Source organism: Mesorhizobium sp. M8A.F.Ca.ET.207.01.1.1 (assembly GCF_004794715.1).
Classification (GTDB): Bacteria; Pseudomonadota; Alphaproteobacteria; order Rhizobiales; family Rhizobiaceae; genus Mesorhizobium.
The window spans coordinates 180,369-202,848 of record NZ_SRUS01000008.1 but is presented as its reverse complement, the minus strand read 5'-3'; the positions used below and the strand labels follow the sequence as shown (position 1 = coordinate 202,848).

The 22,480-nt window shown below is 65.4% G+C and carries 22 protein-coding genes, 1 tRNA gene and 2 pseudogenes; 17 read left to right on the top strand and 8 right to left on the bottom strand.

Features of this window, described 5'->3' with window-relative positions:
• Window positions 1-3 precede the first annotated feature (3 nt).
• From EN850_RS23800 to EN850_RS23780, 5 genes and pseudogenes are all read left to right on the top strand, one after another.
• On the top strand, window positions 4-3,525 hold the full coding sequence (locus EN850_RS23800) for a cobaltochelatase subunit CobN (RefSeq protein ID WP_136092388.1): 3,522 nt from the start codon (window positions 4-6) through the stop codon (window positions 3,523-3,525).
• Window positions 3,522-5,024 (top strand): annotated as a pseudogene (cobG, locus tag EN850_RS23795) (precorrin-3B synthase); the annotation flags it as partial. The gene EN850_RS23800 and the pseudogene cobG, both read left to right, overlap by 4 nt.
• Window positions 5,025-5,029: 5 nt before the next feature.
• On the top strand, window positions 5,030-5,662 hold the full coding sequence (locus EN850_RS23790) for a precorrin-8X methylmutase (protein ID WP_136092386.1): 633 nt from the start codon (window positions 5,030-5,032) through the stop codon (window positions 5,660-5,662).
• Window positions 5,659-6,411, top strand: coding sequence for a precorrin-2 C(20)-methyltransferase (locus tag EN850_RS23785; RefSeq protein ID WP_127280970.1), 753 nt, complete (start codon window positions 5,659-5,661; stop codon window positions 6,409-6,411). Before EN850_RS23790 ends, EN850_RS23785 begins: the two co-directional genes overlap by 4 nt.
• Complete coding sequence (locus EN850_RS23780) at window positions 6,408-7,172, top strand: precorrin-3B C(17)-methyltransferase (protein ID WP_127280969.1); 765 nt, start codon at window positions 6,408-6,410, stop codon at window positions 7,170-7,172. Before EN850_RS23785 ends, EN850_RS23780 begins: the two co-directional genes overlap by 4 nt.
• On the opposite strand, the gene EN850_RS23775 is transcribed toward EN850_RS23780, so the two are convergent.
• Window positions 7,136-7,894 carry a cobalt-precorrin-6A reductase gene (locus EN850_RS23775; RefSeq protein ID WP_136092385.1) on the bottom strand — a complete coding sequence of 253 codons (759 nt, stop codon included), beginning with the start codon at window positions 7,892-7,894 and terminating at the stop codon, window positions 7,136-7,138. The two genes, EN850_RS23780 and EN850_RS23775, sit on opposite strands and share 37 nt — an antisense overlap.
• Before the next feature lie 154 nt (window positions 7,895-8,048).
• Here EN850_RS23775 and cbiE point away from each other — a divergent pair, with 154 nt between their 5' ends.
• Genes cbiE through cobT form a run of 7 tightly spaced genes read left to right on the top strand, consistent with a single transcriptional unit; the run spans window position 8,049 to window position 14,372 of the window.
• Window positions 8,049-9,275 carry a precorrin-6y C5,15-methyltransferase (decarboxylating) subunit CbiE gene (gene cbiE / locus EN850_RS23770; RefSeq protein WP_136092384.1) on the top strand — a complete coding sequence of 409 codons (1,227 nt, stop codon included), beginning with the start codon at window positions 8,049-8,051 and terminating at the stop codon, window positions 9,273-9,275.
• Complete coding sequence (locus tag EN850_RS23765) at window positions 9,272-9,658, top strand: cobalamin biosynthesis protein (protein WP_127280202.1); 387 nt, start codon at window positions 9,272-9,274, stop codon at window positions 9,656-9,658. Before cbiE ends, EN850_RS23765 begins: the two co-directional genes overlap by 4 nt.
• Window positions 9,655-10,419: a precorrin-4 C(11)-methyltransferase gene (cobM, locus tag EN850_RS23760; RefSeq protein WP_127280203.1), complete on the top strand. Its 765-nt coding sequence runs from the start codon at window positions 9,655-9,657 to the stop codon at window positions 10,417-10,419. Before EN850_RS23765 ends, cobM begins: the two co-directional genes overlap by 4 nt.
• Window positions 10,416-11,234 (top strand): uroporphyrinogen-III C-methyltransferase, encoded by an 819-nt coding sequence (gene cobA, locus EN850_RS23755; protein ID WP_135866552.1) that lies wholly within the window; start codon window positions 10,416-10,418, stop codon window positions 11,232-11,234. The genes cobM and cobA overlap by 4 nt, the downstream gene beginning before the upstream one ends.
• Entirely contained in the window at window positions 11,231-12,544 is a 1,314-nt protein-coding gene (locus tag EN850_RS23750) for a cobyrinate a,c-diamide synthase (RefSeq protein ID WP_136092383.1), read from the top strand. The genes cobA and EN850_RS23750 overlap by 4 nt, the downstream gene beginning before the upstream one ends.
• Before the next feature lie 3 nt (window positions 12,545-12,547).
• A complete protein-coding gene (gene cobS, locus EN850_RS23745; protein WP_135919223.1) occupies window positions 12,548-13,324 on the top strand; it encodes an adenosylcobinamide-GDP ribazoletransferase in 777 nt (258 codons plus the stop codon).
• A gap of 37 nt (window positions 13,325-13,361) precedes the next feature.
• Window positions 13,362-14,372: a nicotinate-nucleotide--dimethylbenzimidazole phosphoribosyltransferase gene (gene cobT, locus EN850_RS23740; RefSeq protein WP_127279491.1), complete on the top strand. Its 1,011-nt coding sequence runs from the start codon at window positions 13,362-13,364 to the stop codon at window positions 14,370-14,372.
• Between the two features lie 68 nt (window positions 14,373-14,440).
• Here cobT and EN850_RS23735 read toward each other — a convergent pair whose 3' ends face one another.
• Complete coding sequence (locus EN850_RS23735) at window positions 14,441-14,728, bottom strand: hypothetical protein (RefSeq protein WP_127871602.1); 288 nt, start codon at window positions 14,726-14,728, stop codon at window positions 14,441-14,443.
• Between the two features lie 38 nt (window positions 14,729-14,766).
• A pseudogene (locus tag EN850_RS23730) lies at window positions 14,767-15,117 on the bottom strand (IS1 family transposase); the annotation flags it as partial.
• A gap of 438 nt (window positions 15,118-15,555) precedes the next feature.
• Between EN850_RS23730 and EN850_RS23720 the strand changes: the two are divergent.
• Window positions 15,556-15,864 carry a hypothetical protein gene (locus EN850_RS23720; RefSeq protein WP_135866546.1) on the top strand — a complete coding sequence of 103 codons (309 nt, stop codon included), beginning with the start codon at window positions 15,556-15,558 and terminating at the stop codon, window positions 15,862-15,864.
• 257 nt (window positions 15,865-16,121) lie between these two features.
• Here EN850_RS23720 and EN850_RS23715 read toward each other — a convergent pair.
• Together EN850_RS23715 and EN850_RS23710 are read right to left on the bottom strand one after the other, a co-directional pair.
• Window positions 16,122-16,197: transfer RNA gene (locus EN850_RS23715), tRNA-Lys, on the bottom strand.
• Between the two features lie 106 nt (window positions 16,198-16,303).
• On the bottom strand, window positions 16,304-17,212 hold the full coding sequence (locus tag EN850_RS23710) for a PhzF family phenazine biosynthesis protein (protein WP_127871604.1): 909 nt from the start codon (window positions 17,210-17,212) through the stop codon (window positions 16,304-16,306).
• Between the two features lie 101 nt (window positions 17,213-17,313).
• Here EN850_RS23710 and EN850_RS23705 point away from each other — a divergent pair, with 101 nt between their 5' ends.
• The 4 genes from EN850_RS23705 (at window position 17,314) to EN850_RS23690 (ending at window position 20,908) form a co-directional block, all read left to right on the top strand.
• Complete coding sequence (locus tag EN850_RS23705; RefSeq protein WP_136092382.1) at window positions 17,314-18,606, top strand: efflux RND transporter periplasmic adaptor subunit; 1,293 nt, start codon at window positions 17,314-17,316, stop codon at window positions 18,604-18,606.
• Window positions 18,607-18,610: 4 nt separating this feature from the next.
• Window positions 18,611-19,318: an ABC transporter ATP-binding protein gene (locus EN850_RS23700; protein WP_136092381.1), complete on the top strand. Its 708-nt coding sequence runs from the start codon at window positions 18,611-18,613 to the stop codon at window positions 19,316-19,318.
• Between the two features lie 3 nt (window positions 19,319-19,321).
• A complete protein-coding gene (locus tag EN850_RS23695) occupies window positions 19,322-20,539 on the top strand; it encodes an ABC transporter permease (protein WP_135866537.1) in 1,218 nt (405 codons plus the stop codon).
• Between the two features lie 129 nt (window positions 20,540-20,668).
• On the top strand, window positions 20,669-20,908 hold the full coding sequence (locus tag EN850_RS23690; RefSeq protein WP_136092380.1) for a hypothetical protein: 240 nt from the start codon (window positions 20,669-20,671) through the stop codon (window positions 20,906-20,908).
• 74 nt (window positions 20,909-20,982) lie between these two features.
• Here the strand turns inward: EN850_RS23690 and EN850_RS23685 are convergent, their stop codons facing one another.
• The 3 genes from EN850_RS23685 to EN850_RS23675 all read right to left on the bottom strand — a co-directional run bounded on the left by EN850_RS23685 (window position 20,983) and on the right by EN850_RS23675 (window position 22,479).
• Entirely contained in the window at window positions 20,983-21,408 is a 426-nt protein-coding gene (locus tag EN850_RS23685) for a type II toxin-antitoxin system VapC family toxin (RefSeq protein WP_135866533.1), read from the bottom strand.
• Window positions 21,405-21,659 carry a plasmid stabilization protein gene (locus tag EN850_RS23680; protein ID WP_127280732.1) on the bottom strand — a complete coding sequence of 85 codons (255 nt, stop codon included), beginning with the start codon at window positions 21,657-21,659 and terminating at the stop codon, window positions 21,405-21,407. The genes EN850_RS23685 and EN850_RS23680 overlap by 4 nt, the downstream gene beginning before the upstream one ends.
• 103 nt (window positions 21,660-21,762) lie before the next feature.
• A complete protein-coding gene (locus EN850_RS23675; RefSeq protein ID WP_136092379.1) occupies window positions 21,763-22,479 on the bottom strand; it encodes a hypothetical protein in 717 nt (238 codons plus the stop codon).
• Window position 22,480: the final 1 nt, after the last annotated feature.

The window sequence follows — 22,480 nt, the reverse complement described above, 5'->3', positions numbered from 1 at the left end:
GCGATGCACATCCTCACCACGACCTCCGCTTCGCTTGACGACCTCGCCGAGCCTGTCGATCTCAGGCAGACGCCGGCGGATATCGTGGCCTTGTCCTTCACCGACAGCGATCTCGCCGGACTGGCGGCGGCGTGGAAGGCGGACGCCGACCGCCTGCCCTCCATGCGGCTTGCGGCACTGCGCGATCTGCGCCATCCCATGTCCGTCGACCTCTGGATCGACAGCGTCGCCCGCCATGCCAAGGTCATCCTAGTGCGCATCCTCGGCGGCAACGACTGGTGGCGCTATGGCTGCGACCAGCTGGCGGTGATTGCCCGTGAGCGCGGCATCAAACTGGCGCTGCTTCCGGGTGAAAGCCATGACGAGGATCTCAGGCTGATCGAAGCCTCGACGCTGCCACGCGCCGAACTCGACGGCCTGCTTGGCTATTTCCGAGAGGGCGGCCCGGCCAATATGAGCGCGCTGGTTCGGAGGCTGGCAGGCCTGGCTGGACAGGATACGTCCGTCGCCAGTCCGGTCAGCGTGCCGAAGGCCGGTTACTATCAGTCTGGATTGGGGGTCGCGGAGGAGCCGGACCTTTCAGATGTCGGTGCTCCCATCGTCCCTATCCTCTTCTACCGCTCGATGCTGCTCGCGGCCGACGTTGCCCCGATCGATGCGCTGGCCGAGGCCTTGCGCTCCCAGGGACTGGCAGCGGTCCCGATCTTCGTTTCCAGCCTCAAGGATCCTGTGTCCCTGGCGTTCGTCGAAAATGCCATCGCATCGCTGAAACCTGCCGCCATCATCACCGCGACCGCCTTCGCTTCGGGTGCCGAACCCGGTGTCGAAACCCTGTTCAACCGCGCCGGCGTGCCGGTTTTCCAGGTCATCGTCGCCACCACGCGTCGCGACATCTGGGAAAACAACCAGCGCGGCCTGGCGCCGGCCGACCTTGCCATGCATGTCGTGCTGCCCGAACTCGATGGCCGCATCCTCGCCGGCGCCATTTCCTTCAAGGACGAGAGCGATGTCGATCCGGCGCTTGGCCATCGTGCGTTGGCCAACCGGCCGGAACCTGATCGTGTGACGCAGGTGGTTAAGCGCGTTGCGGCCTTCATCCGCCTGCGGGAGACATCGCGCGCAGAGCGCAAATTGGCGATCCTGATTCCCGACTATCCCAGCGCTCCTGGCCGCACCGGCTATGCGGTCGGGCTGGATGTGCCGTCCAGTGTGCTGGTGATGCTGCACGACTTGAGCGAACAGGGCTATGCCGTTGACGGGATTCCGCAAACACCGCGTGAATTGCTGGATTTGTTGGAGCGGGGCGACAGCGGGCTGGGGTTCGACGACTATCGTGCCTTTTCTATTGAGCTTCCGACATCGGCAATTGCCGCGGTAGACGCCGCGTGGGGCAGAGCAGATCAGGAGACAGGTTTGCGCGAGGCGCCCCCCTCTGTCCTGCCGGACATCTCCCCCACACGGGGGGAGATTGTGCCCGCATCTCCGCTTTCGCCAATTTCGAAGGTTAAAGAACGGGCGCCGAAGTTGCCAATCTCCCCCCTCGTGGGGGAGATGTCCGGCAGGACAGAGGGGGGCGCTCAAGCGCCAGCCTCAGCAAACTTCCCCTTCCGTGCCGCAACCTTCGGCAACATCACCGTGGCACTCGCCCCTGATCGCGGCCGTTCCGCCGATCGCCGCGCCGATTACCACGACCCGACACTGCCTCCGCGCCACGCCTTGATCGCCTTCGGCCTCTGGCTGCGCAAATCGCTCGGCGTCCATGCCTTTATCCACGTCGGCGCCCACGGCACGCTAGAATGGCTGCCCGGCAAGACCGTCGCGCTTTCGCAAAACTGCTTCCCCGAGATCGTGACCGGGTCCCTGCCCGTCATCTATCCCTTCATCGTCTCCAATCCAGGCGAGGCGGCGCAGGCCAAACGGCGCATCGCCGCCGTCACCCTTGGCCATCTGCCGCCGCCGCTCGCCGGTGCAGGTCTCGACGAGGACCAGCACAAGCTCGAACGCCTGGTCGATGAATACGCCCAGGCCGATGGCCTTGACCGCCGCCGCCGCGACCGTCTCGCCAGGCTGATTGTCGAAACCGCGCAAAAGACCGGCCTTGCCTCCGAAGCCGGCGTCGCCAAAACCGATGCGCCCGACGAAGCGCTGCGCCGCATCGACGCCTGGCTCTGCGATCTCAAGGACTTCGCTATCAAGGACGGGCTGCATATCTACGGCCGCGCGCCCGAGGGCGAGCCGGATGCCATGCGCCGCCAAAGCGCGGAAGCCGAGAAGTCGGCGCTGTTCGCCGCGCTCGATGGCTGTCACGTCAAGGCCGGCCCGGCTGGCGCGCCCGCACGAGGCCGCTCCGACGTGCTGCCCACCGGTCGCAACCTCTTCACCTCGGACCCGCGCACCATGCCGACGCCGACCGCCTACGACCTGGGCAAGGCGGCGGCGGAAGAAGTGGTACGCGGCTACCTGCAGTCGCATGGCGACTGGCCGCGTTCCCTGGTCATCGACCTCTGGGGCTCGGCCTCGCTGCGCACCGGCGGCGAGGAGATCGCGCAGGGCCTGGCGCTGATGGGCTGCCGACCGCAATGGGACGCTGCCACCGGCCGCATCACCGGCATCGAGGTGCTGCCGCCAGCTATGCTCGGCCGTCCGCGCGTCGACGTCACCTGGCGCATATCAGGCCTGTTCCGCGACATGTTCCCGACCCAGATCGCCCTGATCGACGCCGCCGCCAACGCCGTTTCCGCGCGCGACGAGGACGATTCGGAAAACCCGCTCGCCGCCAAGACCCGCGCCGATGGCAAGATCAGCCCGCGCATCTTCGGCACATCGCCCGGCACTTACGGCGCCGGCGTCGAGGATCTGTTGTCGAGAGGCGACTGGAGCGCACGCGAAGAGATCGGCCGCGCCTATCTCGACGCCACCTCGCATGCCTATGGCGGCGCCGGCGGCGAAGGCGTCTCGGCGCCTGGCGCCTTCGAGGGACGCATCGCCGAAGCCGATCTTATGGTTCACACCGGCGACGACCCCGGTCGCGACATCCTCGAAGGTTCCGCCGACGTCGCCTTCATCGGCGGCTTTTCGGCCGCCTTGGCCGCACTCGGCAGGAACGCCGACGTCATCGTGCTCGACACCACCGATCCGCAAAAACCGAAACCGCGATCGGTCGGCGAGGCCGTGTCGCGCGTGGTGCGTGCCCGCGCCGTCAACGCACGCTTCATCTCAGGCCAGATGCGGCACGGCCCGCGTGGCGCCTCCGAATTCGCCGAAACGGTCGATCGGCTGGTCGGCTTCGCCGAGACCACCCATGCCATTTCAGGCGCGCTGATCGAGGCCGTGCACGATGCCTATCTCGGCGATCCGGACGTTCGCGCCTTCATCCTGCGCGAAAATCCCGCCGCCGCCAAAGTCATCGCCGAGCGCTTCCTGTCGGCGCGCCGCCGCGGCCTCTGGCATCCTTTGCGCAATTCCATCGACGACGATCTCGCCGCGCTGATTGCGGAAGCCAACGCGCCCGGAGTCGCTGCATGAACGCCTTCTCGCGCCGTGGCGCCTGCCCCGCTCTGTCCGCGCCGATGCAGACAGGCGACGGCCTGCTGGTGCGCCTGAACCCGGTCGCCGGAGGTCCATCCTCCGGAGGGTTGTCGCCGAAGCTCTTGATCGGGATCGCCGAATCCGCCTTGCGGCACGGCAACGGCATCATGGAAGTCACCGCACGCGGCAGCCTGCAGATACGCGGCCTCACGGCGGACAGCGCTGCGTTGCTGGCTGCGGAGGTGGATGCATTGGGAATCGCGGTGCGCACCGGGGTGCCGGTCGAGACCGGCCCGCTGGCAGGCATTGACCCGCAGGAGATCGCCGATCCCCGGCCGATGGCGGAAGAGATTCGCGTGGCCGTCGAGGAAGCCGGGTTGACGAAGCGGCTGGGACCGAAGGTTTCGGTGATCGTTGACGGTGGCGGACAACTGACGCTGGATGCGGTAACGGCCGATGTGCGGCTGAGGGCGGTGCGAGCCGTCAATGGCGTCGTTTGGAGCGTATCGGTTGCCGGCGACGGTCGAAGCGCGAAGGTGTTGGCAAAGGTCGATGCGAGTGCCGCCAGAGACATAGCCATCGTTACGCTCAGGATGGTCGCCGAAAAGGGCCTCGAGGCGCATGCGAGGGATCTGTCGGAGAGGCAATTGGCATCTCTCGCAAGCTGGCATTCTGTGGCGCCCCCCTCTGTCCTGCCGGACATCTCCCCCACGAGGGGGGAGATTGGCGGTTCGGGCGCTGGCTTTCCCTTTGCAACGAAGGAAATTGGCGAAAGCCGAGATGAGAGAGCGATCTCCCCCCTCGTGGGGGAGATGTCCGGCAGGACAGAGGGGGGCGCCGTAGAGCATAGTCGCCTGCCGATTGGCCTCTTCAATCTGAGCAACGGCCACGCCCTCGGCATCGGCCTCCCCTACGGCAGCATGCCCGCCGAAAAGCTCATCGCCCTCGCAAAAAGCGCCCTCGCCCTCGGCACCACCGAAATCCGCCTCGCCCCAGGCCGCGCCTTGCTTTTCCTCGGCCAGCCGGCGACCGCCAACCAGCCCCTGCAAGACACAGCCGCCACCCTCGGCTTCGTCACCTCCCCCGCCGACCCCCGCACCCGCATCGCCGCTTGCCCGGGTACGCCGGCCTGCGCGTCCGGCCGCATCGCCACCCGCGACATCGCCGAGACGATCGCCACCGAAAACGCCGACATCCTCGATCCCTCCCTCACCCTGCACATTTCCGGCTGCGCCAAGGGCTGCGCGCATCCCGGCCCGGCGGCGCTGACCTTGGTCGGCGGCGAAAACGGAGCCAGACTTGTCGTGAACGCGACGGCAAAGGCTCTTCCTGCCGGCTACAGGCCGGGCTATGACGCCGCGCGCGGCATCGGCCGCGTCGCCGCGGTGATCCGCGGCGCTCGATATCAGGGCGAGACCGCCGCAGCTTGCCTGACAAGGCTGGGCACGGCCGGCATCGCCGAAACTTACCAACGGGCCCAACCCCACCAACGGAAATGAGCATGGCCGCCTACGACTACATCCACGACGGCACGGCGATCTACGAGCGTTCCTTCGCCATCATTCGCGCCGAGGCCAATCTCTCGCGCTTCTCGGAGGCCGAGGCCGATGTCGCCATCCGCATGATCCATGCCTGCGGCCAGGTCGAAGCCGCCAGGAATTTTGTCTTCTCCGCCGATTTCGTCACCGCCGCCCGCAAAGCCCTGGCGGCGGGCGCGCCGATCTTCTGCGACGCGGAGATGGTCTCGCATGGCGTCACCCGCGCCCGGCTGCCGGCCGGCAATGAGGTGATCTGCACCTTGCGCGACCCGCGCACGCACGACATCGCGAGGGAGATCGGCAACACCCGCTCGGCCGCCGCGATCGACCTGTGGGGCGAGCGCATGGCCGGTTCGGTTGTCGCCATCGGCAATGCCCCAACCGCGCTCTTCTACCTCCTGGAGAAGCTGCGCGACGGAGCCCCCAAACCGGCGGCCATCATAGGCATGCCGGTCGGTTTTGTCGGTGCCGCCGAGTCCAAGGACGCACTGGCCGAGAATTCCTATGGCGTGCCCTACGCCATCGTGCGCGGCAGGCTTGGCGGCAGCGCCATGACCGCCGCCGCGCTCAATTCACTGGCGAGGCCCGGCCTGTGAACGCGATTTCCAAAGGCAGGCTCGTCGGTGTCGGCACCGGTCCCGGCGACCCCGAATTGCTGACGCTGAAGGCCGCGCGAGCCTTGGCCGAGGCCGATGTCGTGGCCTATTTCGCCAAGCGCGGCAACAACAGCAATGCGCGCGCCATCGTCGAGGCGCGCTTCCGGCCCGACATGCTGGAACTGCCGCTGCTCTATCCCGTCACCACCGAGATCGACAAGGATCACGACGACTACCGCTCGCAGATATCAGGTTTCTACGAGGAGTCGGCCGACAAGGTCGCCGAGCACCTCGATGCTGGCCGGATGGTCGCCGTGCTGTCCGAAGGCGACCCGCTGTTCTACGGCTCTTATATGCACCTGCACGTCCGTCTCGCCAATCGTTTCCCGACTGAAGTCATTCCCGGCATCACCGCCATGTCCGGCTGCTGGTCGCAGACCGGCGTGCCGATCGTCCAGGGTGACGACGTGCTGACCGTGCTGCCCGGCACGATGAGCGAGTTCGAGTTGACCCGACGCCTCGCCGACACCGATGCCGCCGTCATCATGAAGGTCGGCCGCAACCTGCCCAAGATCAGGCGCGCGCTGGAAGCGACCGGAAAGCTGACGCGCGCCGTCTATGTCGAGCGCGGCACCATGGCCGGCAGCGTCTCGATGCGGCTTGCCGACAAGCCGGACGACAAGGCGCCCTACTTCGCCATCGTGCTGGTCGCCGGCTGGTCCGGCCGCCCGACTGGAGCGCAGGCATGAGCGGCCGTCTCACCGTCATCGGCCTCGGCCCCGGCAATGCCGACCAGGTCACGCCGCAAGCCAGCCGCGCTGTCGCCGAGGCGAAATTCTTCTACGGCTACAAGCCTTATCTCGACCGGCTTGATCTGCGCCCCGACCAGACCCGCGTCGCTTCGGACAATCGCGAGGAACTCGCCCGTTCCAAGGATGCCCTGACCAAGGCCGCCGAAGGCCACGATGTCGCCGTGGTGTCCGGCGGCGATCCCGGCGTCTTCGCTATGGCCGCCGCTGTCTGCGAGGCGATCGAGGCCGGTCCGGCCGAATGGCGTGCGGTCGATGTCGCCGTCGTGCCTGGCGTCACCGCCATGCTGGCTGTCGCCGCCCGCATCGGTGCGCCGCTCGGCCACGACTTCTGCGCCATTTCGCTGTCCGACAATCTGAAGCCTTGGGATTTGATCGAACTGCGTCTTCTGGCGGCGGCTGGCGCCGGCTTCGTCATCGCGCTCTATAACCCGATCAGCAAGGCGCGTCCCTGGCAGCTTGGCCGCGCCTTCGAATGCCTGACCGCCATCCTGCCCGGCACGACGCCGGTGATCTTCGGCCGTGCCGCGGGCCGGCCAGACGAGCGCATCGAGGTCTATCTGCTGGCCGACGTCGACGCTGAAAAGGCCGACATGGCGACCTGCATCATCATCGGTTCGCCGGAGACCCGGATCATCAAGCGCGGCGACAAGCCGGCGCTGGTCTACACGCCGCGCTCGGCGTCGGGTTCGACGAAATGATCGATCATGGCGGCCAGCGCTTCGACGGTTTCAGCCGAAGGCACCTCCGGCAAGGCCGGCCTGCGCACCATGACCACCTCGATGCCGAGCGTTCGCGCCGCGGCAATCTTCCCGTATGTCGCCGCGCCACCGCTGTTCTTCGACACCACGACACCTATGTGATGCCTTTCGAGCAAAGCGCGTTCTTCCCTCTCGTGAAACGGGCCCCGCGCCAGCAGATAGTCGGCGTCGGGCACACCCAGCTTCGGCTCGACCGGATCGACGCTGCGGATGAGATAGTGGTGCTGGGGTGCTGCCTCGAAGGCGGACACCTCCTGCCGGCCAAGCGCCAGAAACACGCGGCGCGGCACCTGGCCAAGCGCCCGAGCCGCGCCGGCAACGCTATCGATCTCAAGCCAGCGGTCGCCTTCTACGGCCTCCCACCCCGGGCGCCGCAAGGCAAGGATCGGCACGCCGGTCTTGCGCGCGGCCATTGCCGCATTCGCGGAGATCCGCGCCGCATAGGGATGCGTGGCGTCGATCAGCAGACCAGTGCCGGTCTCCCTGAGATATGCGGCCAGTCCATCGGCGCCGCCGAATCCACCGCTTCGCACCGGCACGCCCTGCGCAACCGGGCTTTCCGTGCGGCCGGCCAGAGAAAGCGTGACGAGGAAATCCTCCACCAGTTTTCCGGCCAATTGGCGCGCTTCTGTTGTGCCGCCGAGGATCAGAATCTTCTTCATGGGCACCATGTCAAACATCGTCGGCGCTGCCCCTCACCCTTACCCTCTCCGCGTGAAGGACGGGGAGAGGGAGGCGTCGGCGCCGGAGCTTCTCCCTTCTCCCCGTCACTATACGGGGAGAAGGTGCCGGCAGGCGGATGAGGGGCGGCGCGACATGTCAAAAGATCAGCCAACGCCAAAATGGCTTACGATAGTCGGCATCGGCGAAGACGGTTTAGCGGGTCTCGGCGACGAGGCCAAGCGGCGCATCGCCGAGGCGGAGTTCATCTTCGGTGGCAAGCGGCACCTGGCGCTGGTTGCTTCCTTCGCCAGGGGTAAGCCGTGCCCCTGGCCGGTTCCTTTCGATACCGGGATGGCCGATGTCCTGGCGGTTGCCGGCAGGAACGTCTGTGTGCTTGCCTCCGGCGACCCGTTCTTTCACGGTGTCGGCGCCACCCTCGCCCGCAAGGTCCAGCCACAGGAGATGCATGTCATATCAGCTCCGTCGGCGATTTCGCTGGCCGCGGCGCGGCTCGGCTGGGCGCTGCAGGACATCGAGATCATCTCGTTGCACGGCCACCCGGTCGACCTGATCCGCCCGCTGCTGCAGCCCAACGCGCGCATCCTGGCGCTGACGTCGGATGGCGACGCGCCCGCTGCAATTGCCCGCCTGCTCACCGAGCTCGACTTCGGCGCTTCACGGTTGACGGTGCTGGAGGCGTTGGGCGGACCGAAGGAGACATTGCGCTCAGCGCGTGCCGATGCCTTCAATCTGGAAAACATCAATCCACTCAACGTGCTGGCGATCGAGATTGATTCGAATCCGCAAGGGCGCGTGCTGCCGCTCACATCGGGCCTTGCCGATCATATGTTCGAGCATGACGGCCAGATCACCAAACGCGAAATCCGCGCCATCACCCTGTCGGCGCTGGCGCCGAGACGCGGCGAAGTGCTGTGGGATATCGGCGCCGGCTCAGGCTCCATCGGCATCGAATGGATGCTCGCCCACCCTTCGCTGCGCGCCATCGCCATCGAGGCCGACCCGGCCCGCGCCGCCCGCATCGGCCACAATGCCGTTGCCTGTGGTGTTCCCGGCCTCGTCATTGTGGAAGGCAGCGCGCCCAAGGCACTGGCCAAACTAGCGACGCCCGATGCGATCTTCATCGGCGGCGGCGGCAGCGACACCGGTGTCTTGAACGCCGCCATCAAGGCGCTGCGCGCCGGCGGCCGTCTCGTCGCCAACGCGGTGACGCTGGAGATGGAAGCCCTGCTTCTCGCCCAGTACACCAGGCGCGGCGGCGATCTTGTCAGGATAGGCATTTCCCGCGCTTCGCCTGTCGGCTCGATGCAGGCGTGGCGGCCGGCCATGCCTGTCACGCAATGGAACTGGGTCAAGCCATGATGGTCGCGGGCATCGGCAGCCGAAAAGGCGTCACCGTCGAGGACGTGCTCGCGGCGATAGAAACCGCGCTCGAAGCGCATGGGCTGGCGATGTCGGCTCTTTCGGCCCTGGCCACCGCGGCGCTCAAGAAGGATGAAGACGCGATCGCTGCCGCCGGCCGCGCGCTGAACCTTCCGGTCATCATCGTCGATGACGCAGCTCTCCAGGCAGCCTCGCCACGGACGCTCAGCAGCTCCAGCCTCTCGCGGGACCTGGCCGGCACACCATCGGTTTCCGAAGCGTCGGCCCTTGCCGTCGCCGGCAAAGGCGCCAGCCTGCTTGGTCCGCGCACGGTGCTCGGCGCGGTCACCTGCGCCATCGCCATCAGCGGAGACGCCGAATGACCGTCCATTTCATCGGCGCCGGTCCCGGTGCCGCCGACCTCATCACGCTGCGTGGCGCAAGGCTCTTGGCGAGTTGCCCGGTCTGCCTCCATGCCGGCTCCATCGTCGCGCCGGAATTGCTGCAGCATTGCGCGCCGGGAACGAAGCTGATCGACACCGCGCCGATGTCGCTCGACGAGATCGAGGCTGAATATGTGGCGGCCCACAAGGCCGGCCATGACGTTGCCCGTCTGCACTCCGGCGACCTGTCGGTGTGGAGCGCGGTTGCCGAGCAGATCCGCCGGCTGGAAAAGCATGGCATCCCCTACACGCTGACGCCGGGCGTCCCTTCCTTCGCGGCGGCGGCCGCCGCACTTCGCCGCGAGCTGACCATTCCCGAAGTCGCGCAAAGCCTGGTGCTGACCCGCGTTTCCGGCCGCGCCTCTAAAATGCCGCCTGGCGAAACGCTGGCCGGTTTCGGCCGCACCGGCGCCACGCTGGCCATTCATCTTGCCATCCATGCCATCGACCGCGTCGTCGCCGAACTGACACCGCACTATGGCGGCGATTGCCCGGTCGCGATCGTCTTCCGCGCCTCCTGGCCGGACGAGCGCGTGCTGACCGGCACGTTGGAGACCATCGAGGCAAAGCTCGCCGCCGATCCGATGGAGCGTACGGCGCTTATCTTCGTCGGCCGCTCGCTGGCGGCGGAAGGCTTTGGCGAGAGTTCATTGTACGACGCCCATTATCAGCGGCGTTTTCGCGGACGGGACGGATTGTGAGCGGCAGCACCAAAAACAAAGGCGAAAACGCCACGCTCGAACAGGCGCTTGCGCGGCTGAACTTCAAGCCGCGTCCGCTCGAGCCCGGCCATGTCTGGCTGGCCGGCGCCGGCCCCGGCGATCCCGGCTGCCTGACGCTGGAAGTGCTGGCGGCTTTGGCGAAAGCGGATGCGCTGGTCTATGACGCGCTGGTTTCGCCTGACGTGGTCGCGGTTGCCGGAAACGCCGAGCTTTTCTTTGCGGGAAAACGCGGCGGCCAGCCTTCGATGAAGCAGGACGATATCACCGCTTTGCTGGTGCGGCTGGCGCGTGAAGGCCGCCGCGTCGTCAGGCTGAAGGGCGGCGACCCCTATATTTTCGGCCGTGGCGGCGAAGAGGCGCTGGCACTGGCGCGCGAAAACATCCCGTTCCGTGTGCTGCCGGGCCTGACATCGGGCCTCAGCGCATTGGCGGCCACCGGTATCCCGGCCACCATGCGCGGCATCAACAAGGCTGTCATTCTGGCGACCGGCCACGCCGCCGGCACCGATGACGACATCGACTGGGTGGCAATCGCCCGCACCGGCCAGCCGGTCGTCGTCTATATGGGCATGGCCAATCTGCCTGTTATAGCGGCAGCCCTGCTCGACGGCGGGCTTGCGCCATCGACGCCGGCGGCCGTGATCGTCGCCGCGACGACGCCGCAGGAGCGAACCGTCGTCGCCACGCTCGCCACCATTGCCGAGGCAGCGGCGGCGGCCGGGCTTGCCTCACCGGCATTGATCGTCGTCGGCGGCATCGTCGCCATGCGCGCGGCACTGGCTGGGCAAGCATGACCGCGCGCGCGATCATCATCGGCGCGCCACGCTCCGGTTCTGGCAAGACCAGCGTCACCATCGGCATCTTGCGCGCGCTGACCCGGCGCGGCCTGAAGGTGCGCGGCGCCAAATCCGGCCCTGACTATATCGATCCCGGCTTCCACACCGCCGCCACCGGCCTGTCCGGCGTCAATCTCGACAGCTGGGCGATGTCGCCGTCGCTGCTCAATGCGCTGGCCGCACAGGCGGCCGACGATGCCGATTTCGTCATCCTCGAAAGCGCCATGGGTCTGTTCGACGGCATCCCGGCCGCGCAGGGGCGCACCGGTTCGGCCGCCGATCTGGCGCGGCTTTACGGCCTGCCGGTGCTGCTGGTGCTCGACGTGTCGGGCCAGTCGACCACGGCGGCGGCCGTCGCCAAGGGCTTTGCCACCTACGATCCGGATGTGCACATGGCGGGCGTGGTGCTGAACCGGCTGGGTAGCGAGCGCCACCGTCGGCTCTCCGGCGACGCCATCGAGGCGATCGGACTGCCCGTCGTCGGCGCCATCCTGCGCGATCCGACGCTCAATTTGCCCGAACGCCATCTCGGCCTCGTCCAGGCCGGCGAATATGACGACCTGATGGCGCATCTCGATCGGCTCGCCGACATGGCCGAGAAGTCGCTCGACCTCGATGCGATCATGGCGCTGGCAACACCCCTCGCCCCGGCAGTTGGCGACTTTGCCGACGCGCTGCGGCCGCCCGGCCAACGCATCGCGCTGGCAGAGGACGCCGCCTTCAGCTTCCTTTATCCGCATGTCGCCGCCTGTTGGCGCAAGGCCGGCGCGGAAATCGTTCCGTTCTCGCCGCTCGCCGACCAAGCGCCCGACGAGGATTGTGATGTCTGCTGGCTGCCCGGCGGCTACCCCGAGCTTCACGCCGGCACACTCGCAGCCGCAATGAATTTCCATGCGGGAATGGCGCGTTTCGCCGCGAAGAAGCCGGTCCATGGCGAGTGCGGTGGTTTCATGGTTCTTGGTGAAGCGCTGGAGGATGCTGGCGGCGAGACGCATCGCATGCTCGGCCTGCTCGGCCATTCCACCAGCTTCGCCAGGCGCAAGATGAATCTCGGCTACCGCGAGGCGCGGCTGCGCGCCGACTGTCCGCTGGGGCCGCAAGGTGCGCTGATCCGAGGTCACGAATTCCACTATGCGCAGATGACGGCCGCCGGCAATGACGAGCCGCTGGCCGACCTCGCCGACGGCCAGGGCAATCCGCTCGGCGCTTCCGGCTACCGGCGCGGCCATGTCAGCGGCACCTTCTTTCATGCGATTGCGAAGAGCTAGGCCATGAAGCTCCCAAGAATCACCCTGTCGCCTCGGCAAGTCCTCGATGACATCGCGCTCTGCCTGGTCTTCTTCACGCGCCTGCCGCTGCCCGTGCTCGATTTTCGTGGCCGCAGCCTCGCCGCCGCGATCTGGGCCGCTCCGATCGCCGGCCTTGCCGTCGGCTTGATCGGCGCGATCGTCTTTGCCACTGCGGAACGCTTTGGCCTTGCCATTGGGCCATCAGCCGCCCTGGCCCTTGTTGCAACCGTGCTCACCACCGGCTGCCTGCACGAGGATGGCCTCTCCGACGTCGCCGATGGCTTCGGTGGCGGCAAGTCGCGCGGACGCAAGCTCGAGATCATGCGCGACAGCCGCATCGGCGCCTATGGTGCGATGGCGCTGGCGCTGGCGCTGCTGACCCGCTGGAGCACGCTGTCGGAACTCCCCGATCCCACGCAAGCCCTCTTCGCTCTGGTGGCCGCGCATGCGGCCTCGCGTGGCGTGCTCGGCGCCTTCATGCACCTCTTGCCGCCGGCACGATCCGACGGCCTGTCGGCCGACGCCGGCACGGTATCGCTCGGCACCGCCATAGCCGGCGGCGTGCTCGGCGCGATCCCTTTGCTGTTGCTTGGCCCCGGCGGCGCCATCGCCGCGCTCGTCCTGCTTGGCCTGCTGTTTGCCGCTTTCCACGCTCTTTGCCTCAACCAGATCGATGGCCAGACCGGCGATACGATCGGCGCCTTGCAGCAGGTGAGCGAAATCGCGGTGCTTCTCGTCGCTTCCGTCGCCCTTTCCTGATCCCTTGACCTGATTCCCTTCTGGAGACCTTGCCCCCATGCCCTTCAAATCCCTCGATGAACTGCGCGCTGCCTGCCTTAATCTGCCCGCCGGCAGCGAGACGGCGGCCGATGCCGTTGCCCGCCGTCAGGACACGCTGACCAAGCCGCAAGGCAGCCTCGGCCGGCTGGAAACCATCGCCGCCTGGCTGGCGCGCTGGCAGGGCCGCGATATGCCCAAGCTCGACCGCGTGAAAGTCTTCGTCTTCGCCGGCAACCACGGCGTCACCGCGCAGGGCGTGTCGGCCTACCCTTCCGAAGTCACCGTTCAAATGGTGGCGAATTTCGCCGGCGGCGGTGCCGCCATCAACCAGTTGGCCCGCATCGCCGGCGCCGAACTCGACGTCATCCCGCTCGACCTCGACCAGCCCACTGGCGACTTCACGCAGACATCGGCGATGGATGAGAAAGCCTTTCTCGCCGCGGTTTCCGCCGGTTATGACGCGGTCACCAAGGACATCGATCTCGTCTGCTTTGGCGAAATGGGCATCGGCAACACCACGCCGGCCGCCGCCATCTCGGCTGCCCTGTTCGGCGGCGGCGCGGAAAAATGGACTGGACGCGGCACCGGCGTCGACGATGCCGGCCTGAAGCGCAAGGTGGTCGCCATCGAAGCCGGCCTGAAGCGCCACGCCGCCGCCCTTGCCGATCCGCTGGGGATCGCGGCCAGCCTTGGCGGACGCGAACTCGCCGCGATCTTTGGCGCGACGCTGGCCGCACGGCATCTGGGCATACCCGTACTGCTCGACGGCTTCGTCTGCACCGCTGCCGCGGCACCCCTGGCGAAGCTGCACCCGACCGGCCTCGCTCACACCATCGCCGCCCACGTCTCGGCCGAATCGGGCCATCGCGGCCTGCTCGAAGCGCTCGCCCTGCCGCCGCTGCTTGATCTCGGCATGCGGCTCGGCGAAGGCTCAGGCGCGTGCCTGGCCGTCAACATCGTGCGCTCGGCGCTGGAATGCCATGCGAGAATGGCGAGCTTTGCCGAGGCTGGCGTGTCGGAGAAGTAATGCGCGGATCGCCTTGAGGTACAAACCCTCATAAATTTAGGTAGTGGGTCAGTTTGAAATTGCGAGCATCATTCCTCGATCTCATAGGAACCTATAGGGCCCAGCATGGCAGCGACATGGGCGATCACATCGGATAGGATGTCGTGGCGCGCGTGATAATATGGATCAGCGACCTTCGCGAGGCGATCCTTGGGTATTTCCTGCGCATGGGCGTGAAAGAACGCTAGGTGTTTCGCGGTGTCCAAAATCTCCCGCCTGGTTCTGGACATTTGCTCGTCATTATCCCGAAACGGATGCTTCATGACGAAATGCATACGTTCAACGGCATCTGGGTATTTGGTCAGATGCAGATGCATAAACTCTTCGATTTGACTGTCGCTGAACGTTCGCTGTCTCAATTAAGTTTCTTTCGATAAGCCCCGCGAGCCATTGGCTTCTCGGCTTCTTTCGCTTCAATCAACGCGACAATATCACCGATCTCCCAAAGCTTGTCAGTCACGCCAGCGGCCATCGCCGGGGTGACGCGCAGCGTCTTATGGATGCGGACGAAATTGTAATACATGAAGTGCAGAGCGACCGCATTAGCGTGAGCTTCAACCTTTTTGGAAAAGCCATTGGTCAGGCGGGTGAAGCGGCGCATGTGCATCCGCATGGTGAGGTTCTGGCGCTCGGCAAATGACGTGCTGACGTGCTTAGGATCGGGATTGCCTTCGACCGTCTCTTTGCGTGCGCCAGGCGAGCGGCTTCTTATCTTCAGCCTCGCCGGTGGCGAGCGAGACAATCGACTTCGCCAACTGGTTAGGATCGCGCGGGCGCTTTGGGTGCTTCTCTGTCATGGCTTGAAGATGGCATGCGCTTCAGCCTATTTTCCAGACAGAGCGTAGGCGAAAGCGCCTATTGTGATCGGGGCGGAATTTCAAACTGACCCACTACCTAAATTTTCGAAGACCCCGAAACAGGGGGGCGCGATGTCCTTGCTCGAACCGACTGAAATTTCGACAGCAAGAGAAGGCACGGGCGCGCTCGGCCCTTCTGCAGGCTCCAAGGACGCATATTAGCAAGAAAGAATATATTAACGGCTGTGATGCAGCCTTCCATAAGGGGATGGGAAACGCCTCCTCATCGGACGTTCCAAACGCGCGCCCTCAAGCGCCGGGACGCTCGACCAATGCGGAGCAAACGCATGAGTGTCGGAGCAGCTCTCGAACTATTGCTACGGTTGATTCATAGCCGAGCCATGAAGTTGGCGGCGTTGCCGGAGGATGAAAGGGATGTACACTACGATCTCATCCGCCGCGCATGCTGCGAAGCAGCCGAGCACATCGGGCAAAACCCCGACAAGGCAGCCATCACGGCAAACGATATGGTTGAGTTTGTTCACGCGCTGGTGGGAATCATCGAAGTGGGCCGTGGACCAGATCAAGGGGCAAGCACCGACCGACCGCCAGCGCGACATTTTGGTAGCCGGAAGCATGACATGACGCGCATCTAGAGCATGATGCCGAACAAGTGTGACGCGGTTTTCGGACGACATCATGCTCCATCTCTTTGATTTAGAGGCGGATGGGTTTCGCAAGCTTTGAATTTCCGGAGAGGCCGACGGGGCTTTTTGGTCGGATTGAGCGGGAAAGAAACCAGGACGCAACTTCGATGCTGCCCAAAATATTCAGACATAGCGCGGATACCGACTTCCGCCTGCATCCGTCAGGGTCCCTCACCTCGTCCAACAAATTGATTTTGTTAGATTTTTGGTGGGTGCGCACAGGATTGAACTGTGGACCCGCTGATTAAGAGTCAGCTGCTCTACCAACTGAGCTACGCACCCACTCGGCCGGTAAAAACCGGCGTTGGCGGCCATATAGCCGCCGATACTGGTCCTGTCCAGCCCTGCCGGAATCATTTCCCGACAAATCGACAAAGCCCGGAGGCGATCAGAGGAAAAGCTTGCCTTCCGCGACTTTGATCGCATTGCCGCCAATGCGCGCGGAGGCCAGTTTTCCGCCCTGCACGGTCAATTCGAGGCGGATGCGCGATGGCCGCCCCATCTCCAGTCCCTGTTCGATCCACAATTGCGAAACCCCGTCGGTCGGAGCGTCGAAATGCATGATGGCGCCGGCGAAGGCCGCCGCCGCCGAACCCGTCGCCGGGTCTTCATAGGACGGCGTGCCCGGCACGATCATGCGCACGTGGAAAGCGCTTTCGTGGTTTACCGTCTCGCGGCAATAGACATAGGGGCTGGCAAAGGCCCATTCGCTCTTGCGCGGCGCCAGTTCCGACCACGCCTGATTGTCCAGCCGGATCCGGCCCGCCGCCTCGATATTGGCGACCGGAATGGTCACGTAGGGCACGCCCGCCGACCAGAAGGCGACACGGTGATTCTCGAAGCCGATTTCATGCGGTGCCAGGCCAAGCGCCGCGCCGATCGCCACCGGATCGGCTTCGAGCTTCAGCGGCTCCGGCAGCTTGGCCAGGTCGAATTCGGCGAAGGTGGCGCCATCGTGCTGGCTCACGGCGCAACGCACCGGTCCGATATTTTCCTCCAGCACGAAGATGCCGGCACCGCCCTCACCGGCCAATTCCGCCAGCGCAATGGCCGAGCCCACCGTCGGGTGGCCCGCGAACGGCATTTCATAGTCGGGCGTGAAGATGCGGATGCGGTTTCGGTGCTTGGGATTGTCCGGCGGCAGCACGAAAACCGATTCGGACAGGTTGAACTCGCGCGCGATGGCTTGCATCGCGGCGGTGTCCAGACCTTTGCAATCCAACACCACCGCCAGCGGGTTGCCGGCCAGTCGCTCGGTCGTGAACACATCGTAAAGCAAGTAATTCCGGGTTTGCATTCCTGCCTCAATCCCAACATGGGCGAAATTTAATTTGATATTTGAACCGGTAAGCCTGATCTGTGCACAGATAGGGACATTGCGCATCATAGGGGTCCGAGGTGGACCAGATTGTCAATCTGCCAAAGACGGAATCGGATTCCGCCATCGAGACGGCGCTGGGGCTCGACCATGCCGGCCGGCGCAGGACGCGCCGCCGCGGTTGGCTCTACGCGCTGCTGACCCTGATCGTCCTCGTCGCGGCTTTTGCCGGCTATCAATGGTATGCCGGCACGCCGACCAGGATCGACTATACGACAGTGCCGGCCGCCAAGGCCGACCTCACCGTCCAGGTGTCGGCGACGGGCACGCTGCAGCCGCTCACCCAAGTCGACATTTCCAGCGAATTGTCCGGCATCATCCGCTCGGTCTCCGCCGAGGAGAACCAGCAGGTCAAGAAGGGCGACGTGCTGGCGACGCTTGATACGGTGAAACTCGAGGTCCAGATCGAACGCGCTGAGGCATCCGCCAAGGGCGCCGCAGCCAATGTCGAAGACGCCACGGTGACGCTGGCCGAGAACGAAAGCGCGCTGGTACGCGCAGCGGCCTTGACAAAACGCGGCATGGCGACCGACCAGTCGCTCGAAGCGGCAACCGCGACCCGCGACCGCGCCAAGGCGGCGCTCGACAGTGCGCAAGCCAATCTCGCCATCGCCCAGGCCGACCTTAAGGCGCAGCAGACCGACCTTGCCAAGAGCACCATCTACGCGCCGATCGACGGCATCGTATTGACCCGTTCGGTCGACCCCGGCCAGACGGTCGCTTCCTCGCTGCAGGCGCCGGTGCTGTTCGTCATCGCCGCCGATCTCAGAAACATGGAGTTGGTGGCCGCGGTCGACGAAGCCGACATCGGCGCGGTCAAGTCGGGCCAGCATGCCCGCTTCACCGTCGACGCCTTCCCCGACCGGCCGTTCGATGCCGAAATTCGCGACATCTCCTATGCCTCGGTCACGACGGATGGCGTCGTCACCTACAATGCACGGCTCGAGGTCGACAACGGCGAACTTCTGTTGCGGCCCGGCATGACCGCCACCGTTGCGGTGGTCACGCGGCAGGCCAAGGACGTGCTCACCGTGCCTTCTTCTGCCTTCCGCTACCGCCCGGCGCAGCAAGCGGCACGCGGCTGGAGCTTGAGCGACCTATTCACCGGCCGCATGGGCCGCCCCGGCGGCAACCGCCAGCGCCAGGCCGCGAAGGCACCGACCGATGGTTCCCGCACGCTCTATGTGCTGGATAACGGGCGGCCGCATCCGGTCAACGTCAAGATCGGCTCCACCGACGGCGAGCTGACCGAGATCACCTCCGGCCTGGAGGAAGGCGCGCAGGTGATCACCGCCTCGCAGTCGAGGAGCTGAGGCCATGGCCGCCGGTGCCGCCCTCATCACCTTCGACAAGGTCTGGAAGAGCTACGGCCAGGGCGAAGCCAAGGTTCATGCGCTGGCCGGCGTCGACCTTGCCATCAAGCGCGGCGAATTCGTCGCCATCATGGGTCCGTCCGGCTCCGGCAAGTCGACGGCGATGAATATCATCGGTTGCCTCGACACGCCGACGGCTGGAACCTATTCCTTCATGGGCGTCGATGCCGGCCGTCTCGACCGCAACCGCCGCGCCATGCTGCGCAACCTCTATGTCGGCTTTGTCTTCCAGGGCTACAATCTCCTGGCCCGCACCACGGCGGCGGAGAATGTCGAACTGCCGCTGATCTATCGCGGCGTCGCTGCCCGCGAGCGCCGCGACCTCGCCATGCAGGCGCTGGCCGAGGTCGGCCTCGACGGCCGCGAGCACCACACGCCGGCCGAACTTTCCGGCGGCCAGCAGCAGCGCGTGGCGATCGCCCGCGCCATCGTCACCAGGCCGACACTGCTCGTCGCCGACGAGCCGACCGGCAATCTCGACACCGCGCGTACGCATGAGATCATGGAGCTGCTGACGCGGCTGAACAGGGAGCTTGGCCTGACCATCGCCATGGTTACGCACGAGGCCGATGTCGCCGAATACGCCGAGCGCACCATCCGCTTCCTCGACGGCCACGTGGCCTCCGATTCCATGAACCTGGAAGTGGCATAGGCCATGATCTGGGAAACCGTACGCCTGTCGCTGCGCTCGATCCGCCGCAACGTGCTGCGCTCGTTCCTGACCTTACTCGGCATCGTCATCGGCGTTGCCGCCGTCATTGCAATGCTGACCATCGGCTCCGGTACCACGCAGAAGGTCAAGGCCGACATTTCCAAGCTCGGCAGCAATCTGCTGGTCGTGCGTGCCGGGCGCCCGGCCGGCCCCGGCGGTCCGGGCGGGCTCGACCAGGCGGTGCGGCCGCTGGCCGAAAAGGACCTGGCGGCGCTGGTTGCGCATCTCACCGGCGCGCGCGCCATATCGCCGGCATCGCAGAAGCAGGTGCGCGTCATCTTCGGCACCGAAAGCCTGACCTCTGGCGTCACCGGCACCGACAGCGCCTATCTCGACGCACGCGACTGGAAACTGGTCTCGGGCCGCCCGTTCAGCGATTCCGAAACCCGGTCGGGCACCGGCGTGTGCCTGATCGGCGAAACGGTGCGCCAGCAATTCTTCGGCGCCGGCGATCCCGAGGGCGAGATCATCCGCGTCAACCGCACCTCCTGCAAGATCGTCGGCCTGCTCGAGCCCAAGGGCTATACCGGCTTCGGCCAGGACCAGGACAATGTCGTGCTGATGCCGCTCGCCGCCTATCAGCGCCGCATCGCCGGCAACCGCGACATCGACAACATCTACATCGCCGCCGACGACCGCACGCCGACCACCGAATTGCAGCCGCGCGTCGAGGACATTTTGCGCGATGCGCGCCATATGACCCCCGACCGCGAAAGCGATTTCGCCATTCGCGACATGACCCAGATCGCCGATGCCATGGCCAGTGCCACCACCACCATGACCGGCATGCTGGGCGCGGTAGCCGGCGTCAGCCTGCTGGTCGGCGGCATCGGCATCATGAACATCATGCTGGTGTCCGTCACCGAGCGAACGCGCGAGATCGGCATCAGGCTCGCCATCGGCGCGCATGAAAAGCACATCCTCATCCAGTTCCTGGTCGAGGCGACCGTGCTGTCGCTGCTCGGCGGCATCATCGGCATCCTGATCGGGCTGGCGCTGGCCGGCCTCGCCTCCGTGACCTTGACCATACCCTTTGCGCCAAGCCCCGCGGTGATCCTGCTCGCAGTCGGCTTCTCCGCCCTGATCGGCATGGTGTTCGGCTTCTTCCCGGCCCTGCGCGGCGCCAGGCTCGATCCGATCGACGCGCTAAGGCACGAGTAAGGGAGCAAGCTGCAAAGGCGCCCGGCACGCCGCGCCGGTTTTTGCGCAACCTTGGACGTTTCCGCCCTGCCCCTGTCGTCACTGTGTCGGCGATGTTATGCCAAGGCATTTCTGGTCGAGGAGCAGCTGATGAGCAAGAAGGCGCGCGTGATCCTGACCATGGTGATTATCGAAGCTGTCCTGGCAGGGATCTGGTGGTATCTCGCCGATTACGGGATGACCAACCCCGATCGCGTCAAACCGGATTTCCAAGCGGTCGTCGGCCAGACCATGGGTATGGCGATGAGCGGGTTGCTGGGCGTCGGCTTCATTCTGTTTTTCATCGCCGCGCGCAACGAACGCAAGGCACTCAAGAGCAAGACATCATAGAGCCCTGTCCACCTCTCTCCGGATCATTCATCCCGACCGCGGCGACAACGTGCGGTTTCGAGTGGAAGGCACGGTTACAACGCTGCTTCCCACGGATTGACGGTATTCAACCCGGCGGCCGCGAACGGGCTGGTGTCGCGGGTGGCGACCGTGAGGCCGTGCGCTGCGGCAGTGGCCGCGATATAGCCGTCCGCGTTGCCGATCGCCTTGCCCGCGGCTCTCGCCCGCATCATGAGGATGGCATAGGCGCGCGACGCATCGAGATCGAAGGGCAGAATACGGCCTGCAAACAGCGGCAGCGCGTCCTGCTCCAGACGGTCCTGCAGGATCGTGCGGCGCTTGCCGGCAGGCATCGCCGCGACACCGAAACGCAACTCGGCCACGGTGACGGCCGAGAGATAGAGGGTTTCGACCGCCTGAGCGTCGATCCACGCGATGACGCGCGGATCGGGCGCGGGTTTCCACGGTTCGGAAATTACATTGGTATCGATGAGGATCATTCGAACCGTACCGGCTCGCCCGGTGTTTTGTCGCGGAGCCTTTGCAAGGTATCGACATCCTCTTGCGACAATCCAGCCTCGCGACCGATGGCGGCGAGCAGCGAGCCGAGTTTGACCCGATTGGCCGGCCGCACGGCCGTTTCCAGGATCTCTCGCATTTCGGCCTCAGTGCTGCGGCCGTGGTGGGCCGCCCGCACCTTCAAGGCGCGGAGCGTTTCCTCTGGCAAATTGCGGATGGTGACAGCGCTCATCGATAGCAACATACTTATAGTGACATCTTTGATAGCATTTTATCAAGTTTGATATCACAACGCAATCTCTCGACGCTTCTCCGTAAGGCGCATGCAAGGGGATTTAGCCCTCGTTCGCAAAATGCCACTCGATCAGCGGCTTCATATGCGGCGACAGACCGTCCGGCAGGTCGCCGGCATGGCGGATGATCACCGGCCCCTCGATCTCCGGATCGGCTTCGGAGGCGACGAAGGCGCGGATGCGCGATGCGATCTCGTCAGCCGGCTCATCGACATGATAGCGGCGGAAGATGACGGTGCCGCTTGTCGTCGACAGGGCGTGCCAGCGCACACCGCGCCTGGCATCCGACAGGTCGAGGCCGGTCTCCTCGCGCACCTCGCGGATCATGTTGAAATCGACATCGACGAGACCGTCACGGAAATCGGTCGGCTCGAACGAGCCCGCGGCGAAATAGACGCTCCCGGCACCCACTGTGTGTCGTCCCATGCGGATCGCCACCAGAGCGTTGTCCCCGGCCACCAGCATGGCGTGCCCATAGGCGTGCTCGGCGCCGGAATTCTCCCGTCGTTTGCGCCAAAGCATGAAGGTCGAGTAGTTGATCGCATGACAGCGGCCAATGAGGCTGCGGTCGCGATAGGCGAGTTCCGAAAGCAGAACCACCGTGCCGTCGAACAGCGCCGGATTGGCCGCGATCTCGCTCTGCCAATTCTTGGCGATCGCCTCGGCATTATCCACCGCGAAGGGATGCGGGCCGGGATCGAGACGGACGACGATGGCATCGACCGGCAGGATGACATTGCGCGGAAGATCGAAGCTCATG